Source organism: Propionispora sp. 2/2-37 (genome assembly GCF_001298735.1).
GTDB lineage: Bacteria > Bacillota > Negativicutes > Propionisporales > Propionisporaceae > Propionispora.
Window position 1 is genome coordinate 132,392 of record NZ_CYSP01000004.1, and the last position, 19,237, is coordinate 151,628.

General features: G+C 45.6%; 16 protein-coding genes and 1 riboswitch. Of the genes, 4 read left to right on the forward strand and 12 right to left on the reverse strand.

The genetic code is table 11. The annotated features are described in order from the left end of the window. Window positions 1-60 precede the first annotated feature (60 nt). The 8 genes from P22_RS05440 to P22_RS05470 form a co-directional block, all read right to left on the reverse strand. On the reverse strand, window positions 61-447 hold the full coding sequence (locus tag P22_RS05440) for a hypothetical protein (RefSeq protein ID WP_054259209.1): 387 nt from the start codon (window positions 445-447) through the stop codon (window positions 61-63). Between the two features lie 70 nt (window positions 448-517). Further along, window positions 518-664 (reverse strand): hypothetical protein, encoded by a 147-nt coding sequence (locus P22_RS20390; RefSeq protein ID WP_156318861.1) that lies wholly within the window; start codon window positions 662-664, stop codon window positions 518-520. Between the two features lie 506 nt (window positions 665-1,170). Then, window positions 1,171-2,205 (reverse strand): glycosyltransferase family 9 protein, encoded by a 1,035-nt coding sequence (locus P22_RS05445; RefSeq protein ID WP_054259210.1) that lies wholly within the window; start codon window positions 2,203-2,205, stop codon window positions 1,171-1,173. 102 nt (window positions 2,206-2,307) lie between these two features. Next, the gene (locus P22_RS05450; protein ID WP_054259211.1) at window positions 2,308-2,844 is read right to left on the reverse strand and encodes a GDYXXLXY domain-containing protein; all 537 of its coding nucleotides are present in this window, start codon (window positions 2,842-2,844) and stop codon (window positions 2,308-2,310) included. After that, the gene (locus P22_RS05455; protein ID WP_054259212.1) at window positions 2,841-4,124 is read right to left on the reverse strand and encodes a DUF2157 domain-containing protein; all 1,284 of its coding nucleotides are present in this window, start codon (window positions 4,122-4,124) and stop codon (window positions 2,841-2,843) included. Before P22_RS05455 ends, P22_RS05450 begins: the two co-directional genes overlap by 4 nt. Window positions 4,125-4,448: 324 nt before the next feature. Continuing rightward, entirely contained in the window at window positions 4,449-6,866 is a 2,418-nt protein-coding gene (locus tag P22_RS05460) for a heavy metal translocating P-type ATPase (protein ID WP_054259213.1), read from the reverse strand. 60 nt (window positions 6,867-6,926) lie between these two features. Then, entirely contained in the window at window positions 6,927-7,196 is a 270-nt protein-coding gene (locus tag P22_RS05465; RefSeq protein WP_054259214.1) for a metal-sensitive transcriptional regulator, read from the reverse strand. A 144-nt stretch (window positions 7,197-7,340) separates the two neighbouring features. Further along, entirely contained in the window at window positions 7,341-7,982 is a 642-nt protein-coding gene (locus tag P22_RS05470) for a LysE/ArgO family amino acid transporter (RefSeq protein ID WP_054259215.1), read from the reverse strand. Between the two features lie 139 nt (window positions 7,983-8,121). Between P22_RS05470 and P22_RS05475 the strand changes: the two genes are divergently transcribed. Further along, complete coding sequence (locus P22_RS05475; protein ID WP_054259216.1) at window positions 8,122-9,561, forward strand: aminotransferase-like domain-containing protein; 1,440 nt, start codon at window positions 8,122-8,124, stop codon at window positions 9,559-9,561. Window positions 9,562-9,669: 108 nt separating this feature from the next. On the opposite strand, the gene P22_RS05480 is transcribed toward P22_RS05475, so the two are convergent. Next, window positions 9,670-10,038, reverse strand: coding sequence for a prenylated flavin chaperone LpdD (locus P22_RS05480; protein ID WP_054259217.1), 369 nt, complete (start codon window positions 10,036-10,038; stop codon window positions 9,670-9,672). Window positions 10,039-10,182: 144 nt separating this feature from the next. Between P22_RS05480 and P22_RS05485 the strand changes: the two genes are divergently transcribed. Next, the gene (locus P22_RS05485) at window positions 10,183-11,049 is read left to right on the forward strand and encodes an SDR family oxidoreductase (RefSeq protein WP_054259218.1); all 867 of its coding nucleotides are present in this window, start codon (window positions 10,183-10,185) and stop codon (window positions 11,047-11,049) included. Window positions 11,050-11,431: 382 nt separating this feature from the next. Beyond that, complete coding sequence (htpG, locus tag P22_RS05490; RefSeq protein WP_054259219.1) at window positions 11,432-13,396, forward strand: molecular chaperone HtpG; 1,965 nt, start codon at window positions 11,432-11,434, stop codon at window positions 13,394-13,396. Between the two features lie 157 nt (window positions 13,397-13,553). Here the strand turns inward: htpG and P22_RS05495 are convergent, their stop codons facing one another. From P22_RS05495 to P22_RS05505, 3 genes are all read right to left on the reverse strand, one after another. Next, a complete protein-coding gene (locus P22_RS05495) occupies window positions 13,554-15,773 on the reverse strand; it encodes a bifunctional diguanylate cyclase/phosphodiesterase (RefSeq protein WP_054259220.1) in 2,220 nt (739 codons plus the stop codon). Window positions 15,774-15,882: 109 nt separating this feature from the next. Further along, a riboswitch (cyclic di-GMP riboswitch) is annotated at window positions 15,883-15,971 on the reverse strand. A 330-nt stretch (window positions 15,972-16,301) separates the two neighbouring features. After that, window positions 16,302-17,114 carry a Cof-type HAD-IIB family hydrolase gene (locus P22_RS05500; protein ID WP_054259221.1) on the reverse strand — a complete coding sequence of 271 codons (813 nt, stop codon included), beginning with the start codon at window positions 17,112-17,114 and terminating at the stop codon, window positions 16,302-16,304. A 178-nt stretch (window positions 17,115-17,292) separates the two neighbouring features. Continuing rightward, window positions 17,293-17,664, reverse strand: a complete 372-nt coding sequence (locus P22_RS05505) for a FlxA-like family protein (protein WP_054259222.1) — start codon at window positions 17,662-17,664, stop codon at window positions 17,293-17,295. A gap of 162 nt (window positions 17,665-17,826) precedes the next feature. Here P22_RS05505 and P22_RS05510 point away from each other — a divergent pair, with 162 nt between their 5' ends. Continuing rightward, window positions 17,827-19,140 (forward strand): hemolysin family protein, encoded by a 1,314-nt coding sequence (locus P22_RS05510; RefSeq protein WP_054259223.1) that lies wholly within the window; start codon window positions 17,827-17,829, stop codon window positions 19,138-19,140. The last annotated feature ends 97 nt before the right edge of the window (window positions 19,141-19,237 follow it).

Sequence of the window (19,237 nt, forward strand, 5' to 3'; positions counted from 1 at the left end):
CTATGTCAAGCCCTGGATAAGCAAAACAGTCCGCCTATCGGGGACTAGGAGGCAAAAGTTCTATGACAAATGATGGGAGTTGTGATCAGCCGTCCCTGACGCGGTGCTATCATTAGCCGGAGCTTTATCAGTGATAGCTTCTTCGGTTTCTTTCATCATGGCTCGGCACTGCCGCTGCATTTCGGGTGAGTTCATCTCAGCAGTTCCTGCGGCCGCCCCCTCGCGCTTCGAATCGTGCTCCTTAAGCATGACTTCGCACTGTTTTTGCATGTCCGGTGAATTTTTCATCATGTCCGGGCCCATATTTGTCATATGTCCGTTTTGCATCACTCCCGGCGACGGAGCCGCCAGCTCCGTACTCTGAGCGGCTGCCGACCCGAAAGTCATCCCTAATGCCGACACAGCCACCAAACTGCCAATCATCCAACCTTTTATGGTATTATTCATAGTAACATCCTCCTCATAATATAGTTACCCTTACTGTTTGCCGCTGCAGCATTTCACCCCGGTTCATCTCCTATCCGACGTGCATGACATACAACATGGCCGAAAATGCCGCTGTCCATGCTCCCCACTGCAGAATTTGTAATACAACCCGCTGTCCGGGCGTATAGATTGCTCCGCCTTCTTCCGGCCTATCAGCCGGTCCGTCCGGTTCCATCATATTACCTCCTTTAGCAATACGGGATCGAGTCTGCCTTAATCATAGCAATCTTTTATGAAGAAGCTATGAAGAACTTTTGAAGAACTTCTGTTTTTATACCCGGATATAGCGGTATCGCCGGTATATCCATGCTGAACGCGGTTCTAACATCGCTTTATGCCGACCCGTCAACGGACATTCCGGTTCTGGTAAGCAGGCACAACACCCGCATTTAACCTTCCGTCCATACATAATCAGGCTTTCTTTACGGCCTGGTTACATAGAGAAGCCTTGCAGCAGCCGGACAGGGAGAAGACAAGAGGGCTTTGCGGTTACGCAAAGCCCTCTTGTCTTCTCTGACGGCATTATCTCCCTGCCGCTATATTAATTTCCGGACCGTACCTTATAATTTTTCCGCCAATATCCATATTCCATCATAAATTAACAAATTCACAGTATATGCAGAACAAAAAAGTGTGCAAAATGCGAGCACACTTTACACACCTGTAAAAATATTCAGCCTTTTTTCAACGGGTTAACCGATAGACCGCCTCAATCACGTCTTCCGGCGCAACACTGTACATACACATATTGTGTCCGTCGGGACAAACCATCTTATGGCAAAATGAACAGCCCAGCTTATGAAAAAGCACGATATTGTCTCCCCCCACCGGTGCGTAGACTTCCGGATCGGTAGGGCCAAAAACAGACACCGTGGGGACTCCCAGTGCAGCGGCAATATGCAGCGGGCCGGTATCACCGGTAACGACAATAGCCGCCTGTTCTATAATTCCGGCCATATCTAAAAGCCCGGTTTTCCCTATGGCATTACTAATCCCCGGGGCACAGCTTTTTTCTATTTCCATACCTAAAGCAGCTTCCGCTTTGCCGCCGCCTAATACAATTTTAAAATCGCGCCGGAGCCGTTTAATTGTTTTACAAAAAAAATCAATCGGCCAATTCTTCGACTGCCAGGTGGTTCCCGGTATGATTACAGCGAAACGTTCCTGGGGCAAAATGCCCTCTTTAGCCAAATACTGTTTCGCGAACTCCCGGTTTTCAGCTGTTAGCGCAAGATGCATCCTGAAATCGAACTCGTTAATTCCCAAAGCCTTTACTACTCCAAGATACTTTTCCGTAACCTGTTTACCCAGGGGCAACGCGGTTTCAGTCATAAACAAAGGATTTAGCTCCCTCGCCCCTGCTAAGCCGATGCGCCGTTTGGCTTTAGCCTGCCTGGCGATCATTCCGCTGAGAAAAAGGCCGTGAATATCAAGAACTGCATCAAATTCCCTGTTTGCCAGGATTTTTTGTAATTCCCGCCACATTCTCAGCGCTTTAGTAAATTCCAGTTTCCGTATATGGCGTTCAAACCGTTCTCTTGACCACATGATCACTTCATCAACATATGGACTGTTTTTGAGCAAATCAGCAGCTGTTTCCCCTACCATCCACGTGATTCTGCAGTGCGGCCATGCAGCCTTCAATGTCCTGGCCACAGGCGTACAATGAATCACATCTCCTATTGAACTAAGTCTGATTATTAAAATCTCTTTTTCCACAAACCTACCGCCTTGATCTTGATAAGGTAATAACCTTTACTAGTAGTTCCCCTTACTGTATCACATCATTCTGCCGGCAAAAACTTACCGCACTTGCCGGTTTTACTTGATCACTTCCTTCATCGGCTGAGCACCAAGAAAAATATCCTCAATCACACCATAGCCGTCCTTTATTCGCACAGCCACTTTATAATCCCTACCGGCATGTTTCCTGTAGGCCTCTTCTATGGGCAACGCCGTATTTTCCGGTATGTAATACCGTTTAAACGGCAACGAAAAGTAAACAGTATTTGCCGACAGGCCGGATATTTTAATTTTTATATAAGGTCTACCTTCCGGCCGCACCGCCGTTACACCGCTTACCGAAGCATAACCATCCTGATCAATATTGATTAGTCCAAAGGCAGACTGCCCCAAAAGCAGCTGATCATTGCCTATAACAGGGGCCTGCCTGTCTTTAAAATACAAATCAATATACCTCCCTTTCATCAATTCATAGGGATCAACCGGTTCTGCCAGCCAATAATAGCGCTCTCCGTTCTTTAATACATCCTCCCAGCGCCAAACCATCGACACCGGAACTGCCAGTTGCAGCACACCAAGCAGTAAAAAAAGCAATAACAGGGTCCTTGTTTTCACGATTCACCCCGCTCCTTTTTACGCAGTAATACCAGGTTGGTTGCTAAAAAGGCAACCCCCAGCAACACGAAGACCACGCCACGCGCTACAAAACTAAAATCCGCATCCATAAAACGGGCCGCAGTGAGTAGAATAACAGCCGCCATCCCGGCATTTACCCTTGCCAGATCGAACTGTCGAATCCCCATCCCGATGCTATGCCCCCCAATACACAGAATATACAGATTAAACAGGATGGCACTGCTATAAGTAAAACCATGATACTGCAGAACATATCCCACTGCTGCAACAGCCGGTGCCATGCCAAACCAAAGATGCCGGCAACCCGTTTTACGCCAGACGGCTGTTCCCAAGCTAACCAGGGCTATATACAATACGGCGGTCAACACAATTTCTTCCTGACTAAAGGACGCAGGCAACTGCATGATACCCCAGCCATCTATAAACGTCAGCCAAAAGGATAAAGCGGCCCCTCCCGCCAGCCCAACCGTCTTGAAAGGATTGCGCCAGACACTTTCCGTTCCCGGAAAACATAGTATCCCTAGAAAAAACGTACCTGCAAATAACGCCATATAGACAAGCCTGTTCAGATGCTCCAAACGGTCACCAACAACAATTCCAAAAGATACATATAAACAGACGGTCAACACCCAGCCAAGCCATGCGACCCGGTTCGCATAACGGTTATGTTGAAAAAGCATCCGGTAATGCGGCACAATCAGAGCCAGCAAACCCCAGACATACTGCCTGGCTATCGGCTCGTTCAGAACCCATGTCGTAATCCCAATAAGATAAAAAACGGCCGGAACAGTCACGTGCAGCAAGTAGACAAGCGACAGCGACAAAAGCATCCAAGTCAATAGGAATCTGCCTGTGTCGTCCGCAATATGATAAGTTTGCCCAACTAATGCAATAGAAGCTCCCAGCATGAGCGTTAGAAGTGTCGCCGCCCCTTCCCGCCAGGATGCCTGTTCTTTTTTACGCCAAATAACAAACCCGACAATAAGCTGAGCAATGAGCAGCATACTTATGGCAATCATCATCCGGTAGCCTCTGCTCAGATTCTCCCAGTTATGGGCGATAAGCAGAATAATTCCCAGTCCGACCAGCACAATGCCAAAGACATTAATCAGCGTGACGGCTAAACTGCGCCGGGGCAGCCCGGCAACCGGACCGTAATAGTCTTTAATACGCTCCGCGCTTTGTTCCGTCACTATCCCGCTTGCAACCCATTTCGGCAGCTCTTTATACAGCCACTCAATTTGTTCTCTACCGTTCATCTTTCCTCCAGTTTACACATGTGATCTCTATGAGGGATTCTACCAAACTATGAAATTTTCCTCCTGAGCCTAACTTGGCTGATAGCAGTTATCTATAAAACTACGCAGATCTAGTCATCCTGCAAAATAAGAAACAAAGGGCCGAAGATTTAGTGGCAGCATTAAATCTTCGGCCCTTGTATATCTAATTAAATTCCTGCATGGCGACACCTTGATGAAGCTCCTCTTAATACCAAAACCTTATTGGCAGCCGTTAGCTGCAAGCCCACCGAACCTACCGACTCTTGGATTTATCCCACGGGGGCACCAACCAGCACAGAGTCATCATTTATAAGGATCAACCTGCTTTAATCGCAACGCGTTGGTCACAACGGAAACCGAACTGAACGCCATAGCTGCACCGGCCAGTACCGGCGAAAGATATCCGGCAGCAGCAAAAGGAATGCCTAACGAGTTATAGATAAGCGCCCAGAACAAGTTCTGTTTAATATTGCGCATCGTGGCCTTACTTAATTTAATGGCGGCTACAATTCCGGTCAAATCGCCTCTCATTAAGGTAATATCGGCTGCCTCCATGGCTACATCCGTACCGGTCCCGATGGCAAATCCCACATCGGCAGTAGCCAGTGCCGGGGCGTCGTTAATACCGTCTCCCACCATGGCAACCACCTGGCCTGCCTTTTTAAGAGCCTCAATCTGCTTTGCCTTATTTTCGGGCAGCACTTCCGCCATAACACGGCTAATGCCGACACGTTGCGCTATGGCTCTGGCAGTCCGTTCATTATCGCCGGTAATCATCCATACTTCAAGGCCCAGACGAGTAAGCTCGCTCACTGCAGCCGCAGAGGTTTCTTTAATGGTATCCGCCACGGCAAACAGGCCTGCCAGCGTGTTTTCGACAGCCAGCAGCATGACTGTTTTTCCCTGCTGTTCTAGCGCCTCAATTGCCGGTATGTGCAGTTCATACTCCACACCGTTTTCTTCCATTAATTTTCTAGTCCCCACCAGTATTTTCTTACCGGAACTAACAATAACAACCCCATGTCCCGGAACAGCAGTAAACTGTTCCGGCTCACCAGCCGCAATATGCTTCGCTTTTCCATAGGCAACAACAGCCTGAGCCAGCGGATGTTCGGAATTTTTTTCTGCCTGCATCGCAGCAGCAAGCACCGTTTCCTCCGGCATGTCGGACAATACGAGCATATCGGTAACTTCCGGCTGCCCCTTGGTGATGGTTCCCGTCTTATCCAATACAATAGTTGTTAAGCGGTGGGCATGCTCCAGGTGTTCGGCACCTTTGATCAGTATTCCATTTTCAGCCCCTTTTCCCGTTCCGACCATAATCGAGGTAGGGGTGGCCAGACCTAAGGCACAGGGGCAGGCGATGACCAGTACCGCCGTAAAGTTGACCAGCGCCCGTGAAAAATTGCCGGCATCAAGAACAAAATACCATACGGCAAACGTCAGTACCGCAATACCGATTACCGCCGGCACAAAGTATCCGGAGACCACATCGGCAAAACGCTGAATAGGCGCTTTAGAACCCTGGGCTTCTTCCACTATCCTTACAATCTGGGCTAAAGCGGTATCCCTGCCTACTTTTGTCGCCTTAAACTTAAATGCTCCCAGCTTGTTGAGGGTAGCACCGGTGACTTCATCGCCGGTTTTTTTATCAACAGGCAGGCTTTCTCCTGTCAGCATGGATTCATCGACTGCCGATACGCCTTCGATGATCACCCCGTCAACAGGGATTTTTTCACCAGGCCGTACAATGACAATATCACCGGCCAGAACTTCCGCTACCGGAATATCTTTTTCCTGTCCTTCCCGCAACACTCTGGCTGTCTTGGCCTGAAGTCCCATCAATGCCTTAATGGCTTCCGATGTCCGCCCCTTGGCAGCGGCCTCTAACAATTTGCCAAGTATAATCAAGGTAATGAGAATAGCGGAGGTTTCAAAATATAAGTCCGGCGCCTGACGCAGTACATTTACCACACTATAGATATAAGCGGCAGAGGTGCCGAGTGCTACCAGCACATCCATATTGGCACTGCCGTTTTTCAGCGCCAGAAAAGCACTCCGGTAAAACTGCCGGCCGGCAATAAACTGCACCGGTGTGGCCAACCCCCACTGCAGGTAAGGGTTCATTAAAATTCCGGCCAGCATTCCCATACTGCCGGTCATATGCAATACCATGGCCGCCAATAAAGGCAGGGAAAAAATCGCTGCCAGCCAAAGGCGCAGCTTCTGTCTTCTGACTTCGTCCTGCCAGGCCGTTTTTTCCTGATCGCCGTCAGCAGCATGATTGATAATCCGGGCACCATAACCCATCTTGTCAATCTTAGCTTTTATCTCATTGCTGCTGATATCTCCCGGATTAAATTCAACTACCGCCTTCTCCGCAGCCAGATTAACCACCGCACTGTACACACCGGCAAGCCTGTTAAGCCCCTTTTCAATCCTGGCGGAGCAGGCCGCACAACTCATTCCGGTAATATTGAGTTCAATTTTTTCTTTGATAGCCTGATATCCCAAATCCTCAATTTTTTTTACCAATTCCGGCAGGCTAACCTGTGCAGCATCGTAATCAATCGCCGCCTTTTCGGTCGCAAAGTTAACTGCAGCACGGTTTACTCCCGGCAAAGCCGCCAGTCCTCTTTCCACACGGTTGGCACAGGCAGCGCATGACATGCCGCCGATTTTTATCGTGGATACACTTCCCTTGTCCCTGCTGTCCGTCATTTTCTCACCCCTTTCGCCGGCTGTTCTCTGATGAGAACTGCCGGATAAACCCAACTACAATTACTTGGTAAACCTTGCTAATACATCCACCAATTCTTTAACCGATTCCTCGGTCCGGTTCTCCTGTATGGCAGTGACCACACAACTTTTGGTATGGCTTTCCAGTATAATCAGTGCCACTTGGTTAAGGGCCGATCGGGCAGCCATAACCTGTTGTAATACATCTACACAATACCGTTTTTCATCCACCATTTTTTCAATTCCGTTTATTTGACCGCTGATTTTTCTTAGTCTTGTTTTAATATTAGCCTGTTCATGCTCATTTAACATGAAACGCCCTCCTTATATACTATACCCCTGTATAGTATATAATACTTTTTTTAATGATAAACGTCAATAGTATCGATAGTATCTCCCAAAAAACAAAAAAAGAATTTTACCGGAGTAAAACTCTTCATTAATATAAAAGTTATGTCAGCGTAACACACTTTCCCAGCTAAAACCAAAGGCATCATGAAAAAATCGATAACCCAGATTAAGCCCGAATACAATGATGGTTACCCCGCAGACAATATTCACCCTGCGCAGGATTGCCGCCGTCAGTTGACTGCGAAAGCGCACAACCAGCGTTACCAGTCCGAAAAACCAGACAAAAGACGCCCCAACCACTCCCACAAAAAAACATAGGCCGGCAACGGAATCAAGCGAGGCACGGTATCCGCCCAGTAGGAATGTACTATCCAGTAACGCCTGCGGATTTAACCAGGTTACACTAAACGTAAACACAACCGTTCGATAAAAAGATTCTTCCATTTCTACTTCTAATGAACTTGCCGGCGGCAGACGTAAAAGTCCGATACCGATAACCAGAATAAGGATACTGCCCATAAGATAAAAGCCCCATTTTAGCAGTGGAACGGTTTCCAAAACCATGCCTGTTCCCCAAAAAGCCGCCAGCGACAGGGAGATGTCAAATAAAGTAACCAGCAGGGCCACCTGATATGCCCTGCTGAGGTTCGTCCGGAGTGCGGAATTGATTACGTACAAATTCTGCATACCAATCGGTGCCAAATAGGCAATACCCATTAAAAATCCCTGAATAAAATACCCAACCATTCTTCTAACCTCTTATCTCTTTTTTCTTTAATTTTAAAAAGAAAGATAAGATTTGTAACCAGCCATTCCAATTGAAAAATAACCAACCACTTTGCTATACTATGTATAAAACTGCAACAAGAACGGCGGAGGATTTCACATGTTGATTATCGACTGGCATTTGGACAAAACAAAAAAAATCCCCTTGTATCAGCAAGTGATTGAGCAAATAAAAATTAAAATTTCTTCCGGAGATTGGCCGCCCGGCAGTAAAATCCCTTCACAGCGTACCATGTCCGAAATACTGGGAGTCAATCGCAGTACCATCAATACTGCCGTCAACGAACTCATTGCCGACGGCCTGCTGGAAACGTCTGTCGGCAGCGGCACCAAAGTTGCCAATAATTCCTGGTCGCTGCTTGCTTCTTCCACCGCCATGTGGAATCATTTTACCAACCGGGGGCAACAACAGCCCAATCTGGCCACTATTCAAAAAATAAATACCTACGAATTTGACCAAAACATAATCCGTCTGGGTACCGGCGAATTATCACCGGATTTCTATCCCAAAGAGTTCATGGGCTCAGCCCTCCACGCTCTGGCGGAAGAAATCAGCCAGTTGGGTTATGCCGAACCCCTTGGCTTGTATCCGCTCAGAAAAGAACTGTGCCGGTATTTAAAACGCCTGCAGGTTGTTACGGCGCCGGACTGCCTTTTAATCGTTTCGGGAGCCTTACAGGCTTTGCAGCTTATTTCACTGGGGCTGCTTAACCGGACCTCCACCTTATATCTGGAGCGTCCCTCTTATCTTTTTTCCCTCAATCTATTTCAATCAGCCGGAGTCCGCCTGCACGGAATTCCCATGGATGATGAAGGATTATCCCTTGATTCTTTCCGGCCTGCCGGCAACACCTCCCGCTGCCTCTACACCATTCCCTGTTTTCAAAACCCCACCGGCGTCACTATGGCGGCAGAGCGCCGGCAGACCGTCTACAACTGGTGTGCCAAGGAACGCCTGCCCATTATCGAGGATGACGTCTACCGGGAGCTTTGGCTGGATGCTCCTCCGCCCAATCCTATCAAAGCTTTGGACTCCCAGGGCCTGGTTCTGTACATCGGCAGCTTTTCCAAAGCGTTAAGCCCGGGGCTTAGAATCGGCTGGATTGCCGGTCCCAAGCCTGTGATCAGCCGCTTAGCCGATATAAAAAATCAGATTGACTATGGTTCCAGTTCTCTGTCACAATGGGCAGTACACCAGCTGCTCTCCTCCGGTTCCTTCTACCGGCACTTGGAGGACGTGCGCGATAAACTAAAATGGCGCCGGGAAATTTGCCGCAGGGCATTGGAGGAGCATTTTACCGGCCTGGCCACCTGGCAGATGCCCAGCGGCGGTTTTTACGTGTGGCTCAGACTAAACACACCGCTGGCTATGAACGCCTTGTTTCATACGGCACTAAAAAACGGCCTGTTGCTTAATCCGGGGAATTTATACGATAAACAGACCAGCCACTATCTCCGTTTATCTTTTGCCTATGCCGGCGAAACCGATCTTGCCGAAGGCCTGTCCAGGCTCTCGTTTTTACTCAAACATTCTTTCTGATAAAACGTCCCAGTCAGTGGCTAATATTATAATGCACGGACAGGCTGATGACTGCAAAGCGACCGTTTTTGCGCGGGTATCCTAAGACTAACCCGGCAGCTTAAATCTTTAGATTACTCCAGCTTCCAACATTCCCAGCATTTCATCGACCAGTTTCTCATAACCATACGTAAGCACTGAAATTTCTGAGGGAGTAATATTATCTAAATGAACTCCGGCAATAACACAGACCGGATTTTTTGTTTTCCGGGCAATCCGGTGAGCTACCGGCAGGGCAATCACATCATCTTTATGACCAAGCCGGTTGATTAATGAACAGGAAGCCCGCTCATGGGCATGGTCATACTCACCAACCGCCACAGCACCAATATGTTCCGCCTCGTTGAAAATACGCACAACCAGCCCGGTTCCCATCCGGTCGCAGATTAATGTTACTTTTGTCCGTCCGCTGCCTTTCGTCAGTTCAATCGTCTTCATTCCACTACCTCCCACCGCACTTTATGCATTGCTATATCCTATTCTACCTGCCGGCGTTCGAACCCTGCCAAGCAACGGAACTGTATCAGAAATTGAACCGGGGGTAAAATAGGTACGTAATCACTTGGAAAAGAGGTATGAAAAATGAATCAAAAAAACACCCAGCCGTCCTTTCCTCCCCAGCACCAAAACCAACAGCCGGGTATTGAATCTCAAATGAATCCGCGACCGGTTTTTACCGGTAGCAATTATCTCCCGGCTAATAAACTCGCCAATAAAACCGCCTTAATCAGCGGCGGTGACAGCGGTATTGGGAGGGCAGTAGCCCTGGCTTTTGCCAAAGAGGGCGCCGACGTTGCCATTGCCTACCTAAATGAACATGACGATGCGGCCGAAACGAAAAAATTAATCGAAGAGACCGGCAGGCGCTGCCTAAGCATTGCCGGCGACATCGGCAACGAAGCCTTTTGCCGGCAAGTAGTCTCGCAAACCGTTAAGGAGTTTGGACAGCTCGACATACTGGTAAATAACGCTGCTGAACAACACGTACAAACCAGTTTGCAGAACATTACTGCGGCTCAGCTAGAAAGGACGTTCCGCACCAACATATTTTCTTGCTTTTATCTGAGTAAAGTGGCCCTTCCTCATCTCAAAAACGGCAGTGTTATTATCAACACTGCCTCCGTTACCGCCTATGAGGGAAACGAACAGTTAATCGATTATTCCGCAACCAAGGGCGCTATTGTAGCTTTTACCCGCTCTCTGTCACTTTCACTGCTTCCACAGGGCATCCGCGTTAATGGTGTAGCGCCCGGTCCTATTTGGACACCACTTATTCCGGCTTCTTTTTCCGAACAGAAGGTGACCCAGTTTGGGCAAAATACCCCTATGAATCGGGCAGGCCAGCCGGCAGAAGTAGCTCCTTGTTACGTATTCTTAGCCTCCGCAGACTCGGCCTATATGTCCGGTCAGATTCTTCACGTTAACGGAGGAACCGTTGTAAACGGTTAACAACTGTAGAGGGATGCCCCAAAAGGTTGAATGCCTTTTGAGGCATCCCTTTCCTATGGATTGAAAAACTGCATGTTTTCATAAGACTTAAAAAACAGCCGGCTTATTAAAAATCCATAATCGTTTCCTTAGAACAAAGGGATTTTTTACGTAAGCCGAAGTATATAAAACTGTTGTTAAAAACGAATTATACTGCACTTCATGCCGATAATGACACATAATTGCCAATAAAATCCTAAGAAAAAGTAAATCTTATCGTAAAAATGATTGATTTTGACGCACAATCCGGTTATCATAGAAACAAAAGTTAGCACTCATGAAGCTTGAGTGCTAACAATATTGTTTGCTTATAAATGACTTAAGAAAAAGGAGAGTCTAACCTATGACCCAAGAGGCTACTATGAAGAAAACGCGGGAATTTCAGGCGGAAACCAAACAATTGCTTGATTTGATGGTGCATTCTATCTATACCAACCGGGAAATCTTTTTAAGAGAATTAATTTCCAATGCATCTGATGCGATCGATAAGGTTCGCTTTAACTCGCTTACTAACCATGATTTGCTGGAAGGCGATGATCAATTTGAAATTTTTCTCATTCCTGATGAAAACAGCCGCACACTAACAATCTCCGATAACGGCATGGGCATGACCTATGATGAAGTTATTGAAAATATCGGGACTATCGCCAAATCCGGAACAAGGGCATTTTTAGAGAAGCTGAAAGAAAGAGAAACCAGCACGGATCAAGAATTAATCGGTCAGTTCGGTGTAGGGTTCTATTCAGCCTTCATGGTTGCCGAAAAGGTGACCTTAATCACCCGGGCACCCGGACAGGCTAAAGGGGTTAAGTGGAAATCAACCGGAGACGGTACTTATACGATTGAAGAAATTGAAAAAGAAAAACGCGGCACTACCATTGTCCTTGCCCTAAAGGAAGAATTCCGTTCTGCCGAACACGGAGAAGAGAACTTTTTAAACCGTTATACCCTTCAATCACTGATTAAAAAATATTCCGATTATATCCGCTACCCTATTCGCATGAATTTTATTAGCGAAGAAAAACCTAAGGATGCTGAAGGTAAAATTATTGAAGATGCGCCGGCTAAGCAAACAGTTGAAGTCCGTACGCTGAATTCCATGACTCCGTTATGGGTCAAAAATAAAAATGAAATAACCAAAGAAGAGTACTTCTCTTTCTACAAAGATCTCTTTCATGACTGGGAAGATCCTCTGGAAATTATTCATTCCAAGGCAGAAGGCACCGTCGAATACACCACTCTGTTATTTCTCCCTTCCCGCGCTCCCTTTGATTTTTATGACCGCGACACTACAGCAGGTATCCGCCTTTACTCTAAACATATTTTTATTATGGATAAATGCCGGGAAATACTTCCTGAGTATCTGAAATTTGTCCGTGGCTTAGTGGATTCTCCTGATTTCTCGCTCAATATTTCCCGTGAATTGCTGCAACACAGCAAACAACTGAAATTAATTGGCAAGAACCTGGAAAAAAGCATATTGAAAACACTGGAGAACCTGTTGACCAAAGATCGTCCGAAATATGAAACCTTCTGGAAAGAATTTGGCCAAGCCCTTAAGATCGGCATTTATTCCGACTATCAAAGCCGTGATAAATTAAAAGGGTTGCTGCTTTTTCCTTCATCACAATCCCCTGATGGGTTAACTTCCCTGGAAGAATACACCGGCCGGATGCCGGAAAAGCAAAAAGTAATTTATTATGCTGCCGGTAAGGACCGCGCTTCTGTAGAGCGGCTGCCGCAAATGGAACTGCTTAAAGAAAAAGGCATTGAGGTATTGTATTTATTGGATCGGGTCGATGAATTTGCCATTGACGCTCTGCAGGAATTCAAAGAAAAGAAATTCCAATCCATCAGCCGGGGCGACCTGCAGCTGGATGATTTCGAATCAGAGACTGAGAAACAAGACGCCGAAAACCTTGCCAAAGACAATGAAAGCCTGGTAAAAGCGGTAAAAGACCGGTTGGGCGACAAAATTGCCGAGGTTAAAATCAGCAGCCGTTTAAAAACAAGTGCAGTTTGCCTGGTCAGCGACGACAATGGCATTAGTCTTTCCATGGAACATATTTTAACAGAAATGAACAGGGCTTCATTTAAAGCCAAACGCATACTGGAATTGAACCCGCATCACGAAGTTTTTGCCGCATTGAAAAAACTGCATGAAACCGCGCCGGATTCCGACGCCTTCACTGATTATTGCGATTTATTATATACGCAGGCCTTGTTAATTGAAGGATTACCGCCGGAGGATCCCATCGCATTTGCCAACAAAGTGGCCAAACTAATGGCCGGCAACGAAAAAAATTAAGCAAAAGGAAGTGTCTCGGAATACGTAAAAACCGTAGACACTTCCTTTATATTTGGGCTACGGCGGACATAGGAATCTCCTTATATACCCGCTATCTATTTTTCAACGGGAAAAAATACCATTTCAGCCGTCTGCCTAGGGTTGGAAAACCGCCGGATTATAATAAATCCGGTTTCGGCGCTCCAATGAAATAGCCTTGTACCTCATCCAGACCGATTTTCTGTGCAGTGGAAAAAATAGCTTCTGAACTGACAAACTCCGCAATCACTTTAATATTAAGCTTGCGGGCAAGGTACACAATACTTTCCACAATCGCCAAAACTGAAGGATTCGTAGCAATCTCCTTAATCAACGACCCATCCAGTTTGATATAATCGGTATCCATGGTCAAAATATGCGCAAAATTTGAATAACCGCTGCCAAAATCATCAATCGCAATTTTAGCACGATACGCTTTCACACTTTGAATAAACGAAGCCAGTTCCCGGATATCTTCAAACTCTTCCGATTCAACAAATTCAAAAGTCACGCGTTCCGCCAGTCCGGATCCCTGTAACAACTGCATGATTAAGGCAGTTACTTGCCCATCGGATATGTCGGCTGCGCTGAGGTTAATAGAAAATTCCACATCCTTGTCCGCAAAAAAAGCAAATGATTTTTTCAGGACAACCTCGGTTAAACGCGGATAAATTTTTGTCTTTTTAATAATAGGCAAAAAACAGCCCGGCGCAATGATTTCCCCCGTCCGGGAAACCATGCGCATCAAAGCTTCATATTTCGTTACCTTACCGGTATTTAAATCCATAATAGGCTGATAATAAAGTGTAATTCGATCCTCCTGAACAGCCTCCTGAACTTCCTTGACCCAATGCAAATTATCATAATGACTGTTCTTTATCGGCAGTTCATCACGATACATTTGCACGCGAAAATTACATTGCCGTGCGTACCGCAAAGCCATTTGCGCCTTTTCCATCGGCTTATCTGCCGTCATCGCTATACCGAAGGTTGCAAAAAGGTGGTGCTCCTGTCCATGAATTTCAAATCCGGTTTTCTCAAGCTCTTCATAAATGGCAAGGATTCGCTTTTGACAATCCTCTTCCTCCAAACCATCGGCCAGTAGCGCATACTCATCACCGGATAGCCGGTACACACTGTATCCGTAAGGCAGCGCCTCCCGCACAACGCATTGTGCAAAATCCTTCAGTACCTGATCTCCCGCCTGATAACCATAGAATTCGTTAATTGCCCGGAAGTTTTCAATATTAATAATGACCACACATGGTTTTTTGAGGTGGCGCAAATCCTGCAGCAGCCGGAAACGATTGGGCATGGAGGTTAAATAGTCCGTATACACCATATCTTCCAGCTTGTTATTTTTCTCCTTTAAAGTCTTTAATAGTTCTTTATGGTCCAAAAAAGAAAAAATCTGCCGGATACTCATCAGAATCACACAGCATAACACGCCTATCGCCAAGCTGTTAATCTCATCCAGTTCAGTAAACAGCAGGAGCAGGGAGATAACTACCAATGAATACGTTACAAATAGTTGAAGATCATAAGATTGCAGCTTGCCTGCCAGTGTAGGCTTCTTATGGTGTTTTACAATATCTTCCCGGTGAAGAATGCCGGACAAAGCAAGCACCAACTTGCCAATCCCCCATAATGCATGAAACCAGACATCAGGGTAAACGATTCCCTGCAATTTTTGATATAAGTAAGCCGTATCCGCAATAAAAAATAAACTCCAGCAAAGGATCAACAGATTTAGCACAGACTGGCCAAACCACTGCGAACGGGAGTAAAATTTGATAATGCCGCACAATAACCCGAAATCCAATACCGGGTAGATCGAATAGTACCTGTAGATAACAACTTCCACAGCAGAATCAAAAACAAAATGATTGCCTACATACCGCCAGGTTATACTAAATAGGACAATCATAAAGAGTATGATATCAAATATTAATTTGAAACAGTTATAAGCCCCTCTTTGTCGCCATACGATGGAAATAAATGCGGAAAGGATGAAAATCGGATAAAGCACGTAAAAGAAATCATCCCACCCCAAAAAAGAAGACTGAACATCCAGAATAAACCGGTAATATCCGCTTATCGTTTTGGCAGCAGCTAGGGAAAGAATGCCAAAAAACAAGAAAAGCCAAAATAGCTTTCCTGAACTGGTTTCCTTATACGTGCGAAATAAGAAATATAAAGTAATTAACGAACTGCTTACTGCCAAAGCAACACTTCCTAAAGCTCTGGTCCAGTCATCATCCTGCCAAAAAAAATCCCAAAAGATAAATAAAGTAATATAAAGAAAGATAAGTATTAGTAAAGTTTGCTTTTCTTTCATACTTTTTATAAAAGATTTCATTCCCTGGTACTCACTTTCTTTCTATATTGATGATCGGTTGCTACACGGTATACACAAAATAAAAAACCAGGACTCCACAGCGCCTGGCCTAAACAGTTTTATGTAAAAAACAGGCAACCTGGCAATCATAGATGCAGTTGCATCCTTAGACCCATGGCTTTGTGTCCTTACCTTTCGATAAGTTTACCCCAATATTCAATTACCGTATATACTACTCTATTACATATATTACATATTCTCCCTAATTTCGTCAATAAATACTTCTTATTTCCTCAAAATAAAACGATAAGCCATTCCCGAAGGAATGACTTAAAAAAGTACTATTTTTGCTGTAGTTGAGATTCATATTCGGATTGTAAGGCGTCTAAAATGGCAGGCAATTCTATCAGCAGCTGAGCTAATTCATCCGGCGTCATATTAGCATCTTCCATCATCCGCTATGTGTCCCCCTTTTCTTTTTTGTTTATATCGTAATATAAAGGACACCGTATGATGTTAAGATCCTGTTAGCTGTCTGTAAAACCTTTTTTATTTTAAAATATAGCGGCGAATACCATAGGCAACTCCGTCCTCATCATTAGAGAGTGTTACATATTTGGCAGCCTGCTTGGCAACTTCCTCTCCATTTTCCATGGCAATCGGCAAAGCGGCAAACTGAAACATACTGACATCGTTATAGTTATCTCCAAATACCGCCGTCTTCGTCAGATCAATCCCCTGGGTTTCCGCCAGAAACCGCAGAGCCTCTCCTTTTGATACTCCGTTGGACATAATATCGACGGAACCGCGCATCGACGACACCAAATATAACTGCCCTTCCCGGCTATAGGTTTTCTCTAAATTTTTCACTGCAGCCTGATCAACATCCCAAACAAAAAACTTCATAATGGTATCCGGAAGCTCTTCCGCTTTCCTGATCTCAGTCAACGGCACACGAAATTCCGGCAGTGCTTGTTCGTTAAAATCATGGTAAAGCTGCGCCCGCCTGCTGCCATAATTATAATAAATATGATCATGGGAGTACATAAGGGCATCTATCTGATTGGCAAGGAAACCCTTCGCCAAAGCGTGAATCAACTCTTTATGAATCGTTTTACTGAACAATGTTTTCCCTGAACCTGCATGCTGAATCATTCCGCCATTACAACAAATAACCGGACCTTTGATTTTCAGACTGGCAGTCAATTCCCTGATAAAGAGCGGACTTCGGCCTGTGGACAAAATCAGGTCAATCCCGGCCTGCCTCATGTCCTCAATCGCCTGAATCGTTTTCTTGGTTAAACGCCGTTGGGAGTCAATCAACGTACCATCCACATCACAAACGCACCATTTAATCTCCATGTTATCCCGCCTTTCACCAATACCCGTGTGGACTACTCTTCATAGTATACAGTACTGTATACTATGGCAATCTCCTTCTTTTCATTCTATGATAAAAACGCAAGTTCTCCAGAGAACTTGCGTTTTTATCATAGAACACTATTTTAATTGAAAAACTATACAGGCAGGCACCCCTGTTTTATTCACTAATATCCAAAATATACGCCGGATTATCCTCTTGTATATCTGCCGTTGTTGTTTGAGCAGGCTGTCCAAGCTCTACCCTGTAGGCAGGTCCGGTCCCCCGGCTTACCGCTGTCGACTGCACAGCATTTTGCGGCGTACCGCTTACGCTTTGTGATTGCGACTGTTGTTGAATCTGCAACTCAATCTGCTGTACCTGCATTTTCAAACTGGCTATAGTTTTCTGATTGGCTACCGCATCTTCTGTTTCCAGTTCCTTAATCTGTTTTTCCAGTTTTTCTTTCTGCTTTTCCAACGACGCAGTACCGGAAGAAGCAGCACTACCAGTAGATTGGCTTTGTTGACTTGAAGCAATTGCCATACCCATAGCAATACACCTCCAAAAACTGCCTATTATATATATAATATCAGGAATTTACTGGGATTGCAAATGCAAATCTTCTGAAAGTCCTAATCGACTGCTTTTAATTTGGCAAAACTATTGTTATAATGTAATTTAAACTTAACTTTAAAGGAGTTGGCACTTCAATTGGAAGGTGACCCATCTATAGGTTTGGAAATTTTCATCATATTTGTTCTGATTATCGCCAACGGCATTTTTGCTATGACGGAAATCGCCATCGTTTCATCCCGTAAGGCACGTCTAGAGAAACAGGCTTTGGAAGGAAGCGCCAGGGCAAAAACCGCATTAGAATTAGCCAATGATCCCACCCAGCTTTTATCGACCGTCCAGATCGGCATCAGCATCATTGGGGTAGTCACAGGCGCCTACGGCGGCGCAACTCTGGCACAGCCACTGGCCGTTTTTCTTAAACCGGTCCCCCTTATTGGCGAGTATAGCGTTGCCGTCAGCATGGTAATTGTAGTTGCTTCGATTACTTATATATCGTTAATTGTCGGCGAATTGGTTCCTAAAAAAATAGCTTTAAACAATCCGGAACGTGTTGCCGCGTGGATCGCAATCCCTATGAATATTTTCTCCAAAATGTTCCTGCCGCTGGTCCGGCTGCTAAGTTATTCTACCGAATTCGCTCTCAAAATGTTAAACATCAAAGAACCTGTGGACTCCGGTGTCACGGAGGAAGAAATTAAACTGATGATTGCTGAGGGGACCGCCGTGGGAACCTTCGAAGAAACAGAGAGAGATATTGTAGACAGGGTTTTCCGCCTGGGTGATATGCGGGTATCGGCACTGATGACCCCCAGAACACAAATTGACTGGATTGATCTGGAAGATATTGATGAACAAATCTGGAGCGACATTATGGAAAGCCACCATTCCCGTTTACCTGTAGCCAAAGGAAGCCTGGACGATATCGTCGGTGTTATTTACGCCAAAGATATCCTGGCCATGCGCAATCAGTCCACACTGCCTATAGCCGAAAATACACGGGAGCCACTGTTTGTCCCCCGCAGTCTTCGCGCCTTTAAATTATTAGAACAATTCCAGCAAACCGGGACGCATATCGCCCTGGTTATGGATGAATTTGGCGGCATGATCGGCTTGGTGACTCTATACGACATACTGGAGCACCTTGTGGGCGAATTACCACAGGAAGAAGAGGATGAACAGGAAATCGTACAGCGGGATGATGATTCCTGGTTACTGGATGGGCTGCTGTCCATTGATGAATTTAAAGAATTATTTGATCTCGGTGAAATGCCCGGCGAGGACAAAGATCATTACCAGACTCTTGGCGGATTTATCATCTCTTATCTGGGCAGCATGCCTAAAACCGGGGATACTTTCGAATGGAATTATTTAAAATTTGAAATTGTGGATATGGACAGATTAAGAATCGATAAGGTAATTGTCACTAAGCTAACTCTCCCTGACGGTTAGCAGTCTTTGATACGGAGCCAAAGCCGCCAAAGCAGGTTCTATAAAAACACTTTTCAGGCCAAAAGAGAATGCTGTTAATTCCTGCGCTCTTTTAGTC

Coding starts and splice junctions, on each gene's coding strand:
- P22_RS05500 (WP_054259221.1), bottom strand. CDS start 17,114: ATGGAGATTAAATGGTGCGTTTGTGATGTGGATGGTACGTTGATTGAC.
- P22_RS05480 (WP_054259217.1), bottom strand. CDS start 10,038: ATGAAGACGATTGAACTGACGAAAGGCAGCGGACGGACAAAAGTAACA.
- P22_RS05465 (WP_054259214.1), bottom strand. CDS start 7,196: ATGTTAAATGAGCATGAACAGGCTAATATTAAAACAAGACTAAGAAAA.
- P22_RS05495 (WP_054259220.1), bottom strand. CDS start 15,773: ATGAAATCTTTTATAAAAAGTATGAAAGAAAAGCAAACTTTACTAATA.
- P22_RS05470 (WP_054259215.1), bottom strand. CDS start 7,982: ATGGTTGGGTATTTTATTCAGGGATTTTTAATGGGTATTGCCTATTTG.
- htpG (WP_054259219.1), top strand. CDS start 11,432: ATGACCCAAGAGGCTACTATGAAGAAAACGCGGGAATTTCAGGCGGAA.
- P22_RS05460 (WP_054259213.1), bottom strand. CDS start 6,866: ATGACGGACAGCAGGGACAAGGGAAGTGTATCCACGATAAAAATCGGC.
- P22_RS05455 (WP_054259212.1), bottom strand. CDS start 4,124: ATGAACGGTAGAGAACAAATTGAGTGGCTGTATAAAGAGCTGCCGAAA.
- P22_RS05485 (WP_054259218.1), top strand. CDS start 10,183: ATGAATCAAAAAAACACCCAGCCGTCCTTTCCTCCCCAGCACCAAAAC.
- P22_RS05475 (WP_054259216.1), top strand. CDS start 8,122: ATGTTGATTATCGACTGGCATTTGGACAAAACAAAAAAAATCCCCTTG.
- P22_RS20390 (WP_156318861.1), bottom strand. CDS start 664: ATGATGGAACCGGACGGACCGGCTGATAGGCCGGAAGAAGGCGGAGCA.
- P22_RS05505 (WP_054259222.1), bottom strand. CDS start 17,664: ATGGGTATGGCAATTGCTTCAAGTCAACAAAGCCAATCTACTGGTAGT.
- P22_RS05440 (WP_054259209.1), bottom strand. CDS start 447: ATGAATAATACCATAAAAGGTTGGATGATTGGCAGTTTGGTGGCTGTG.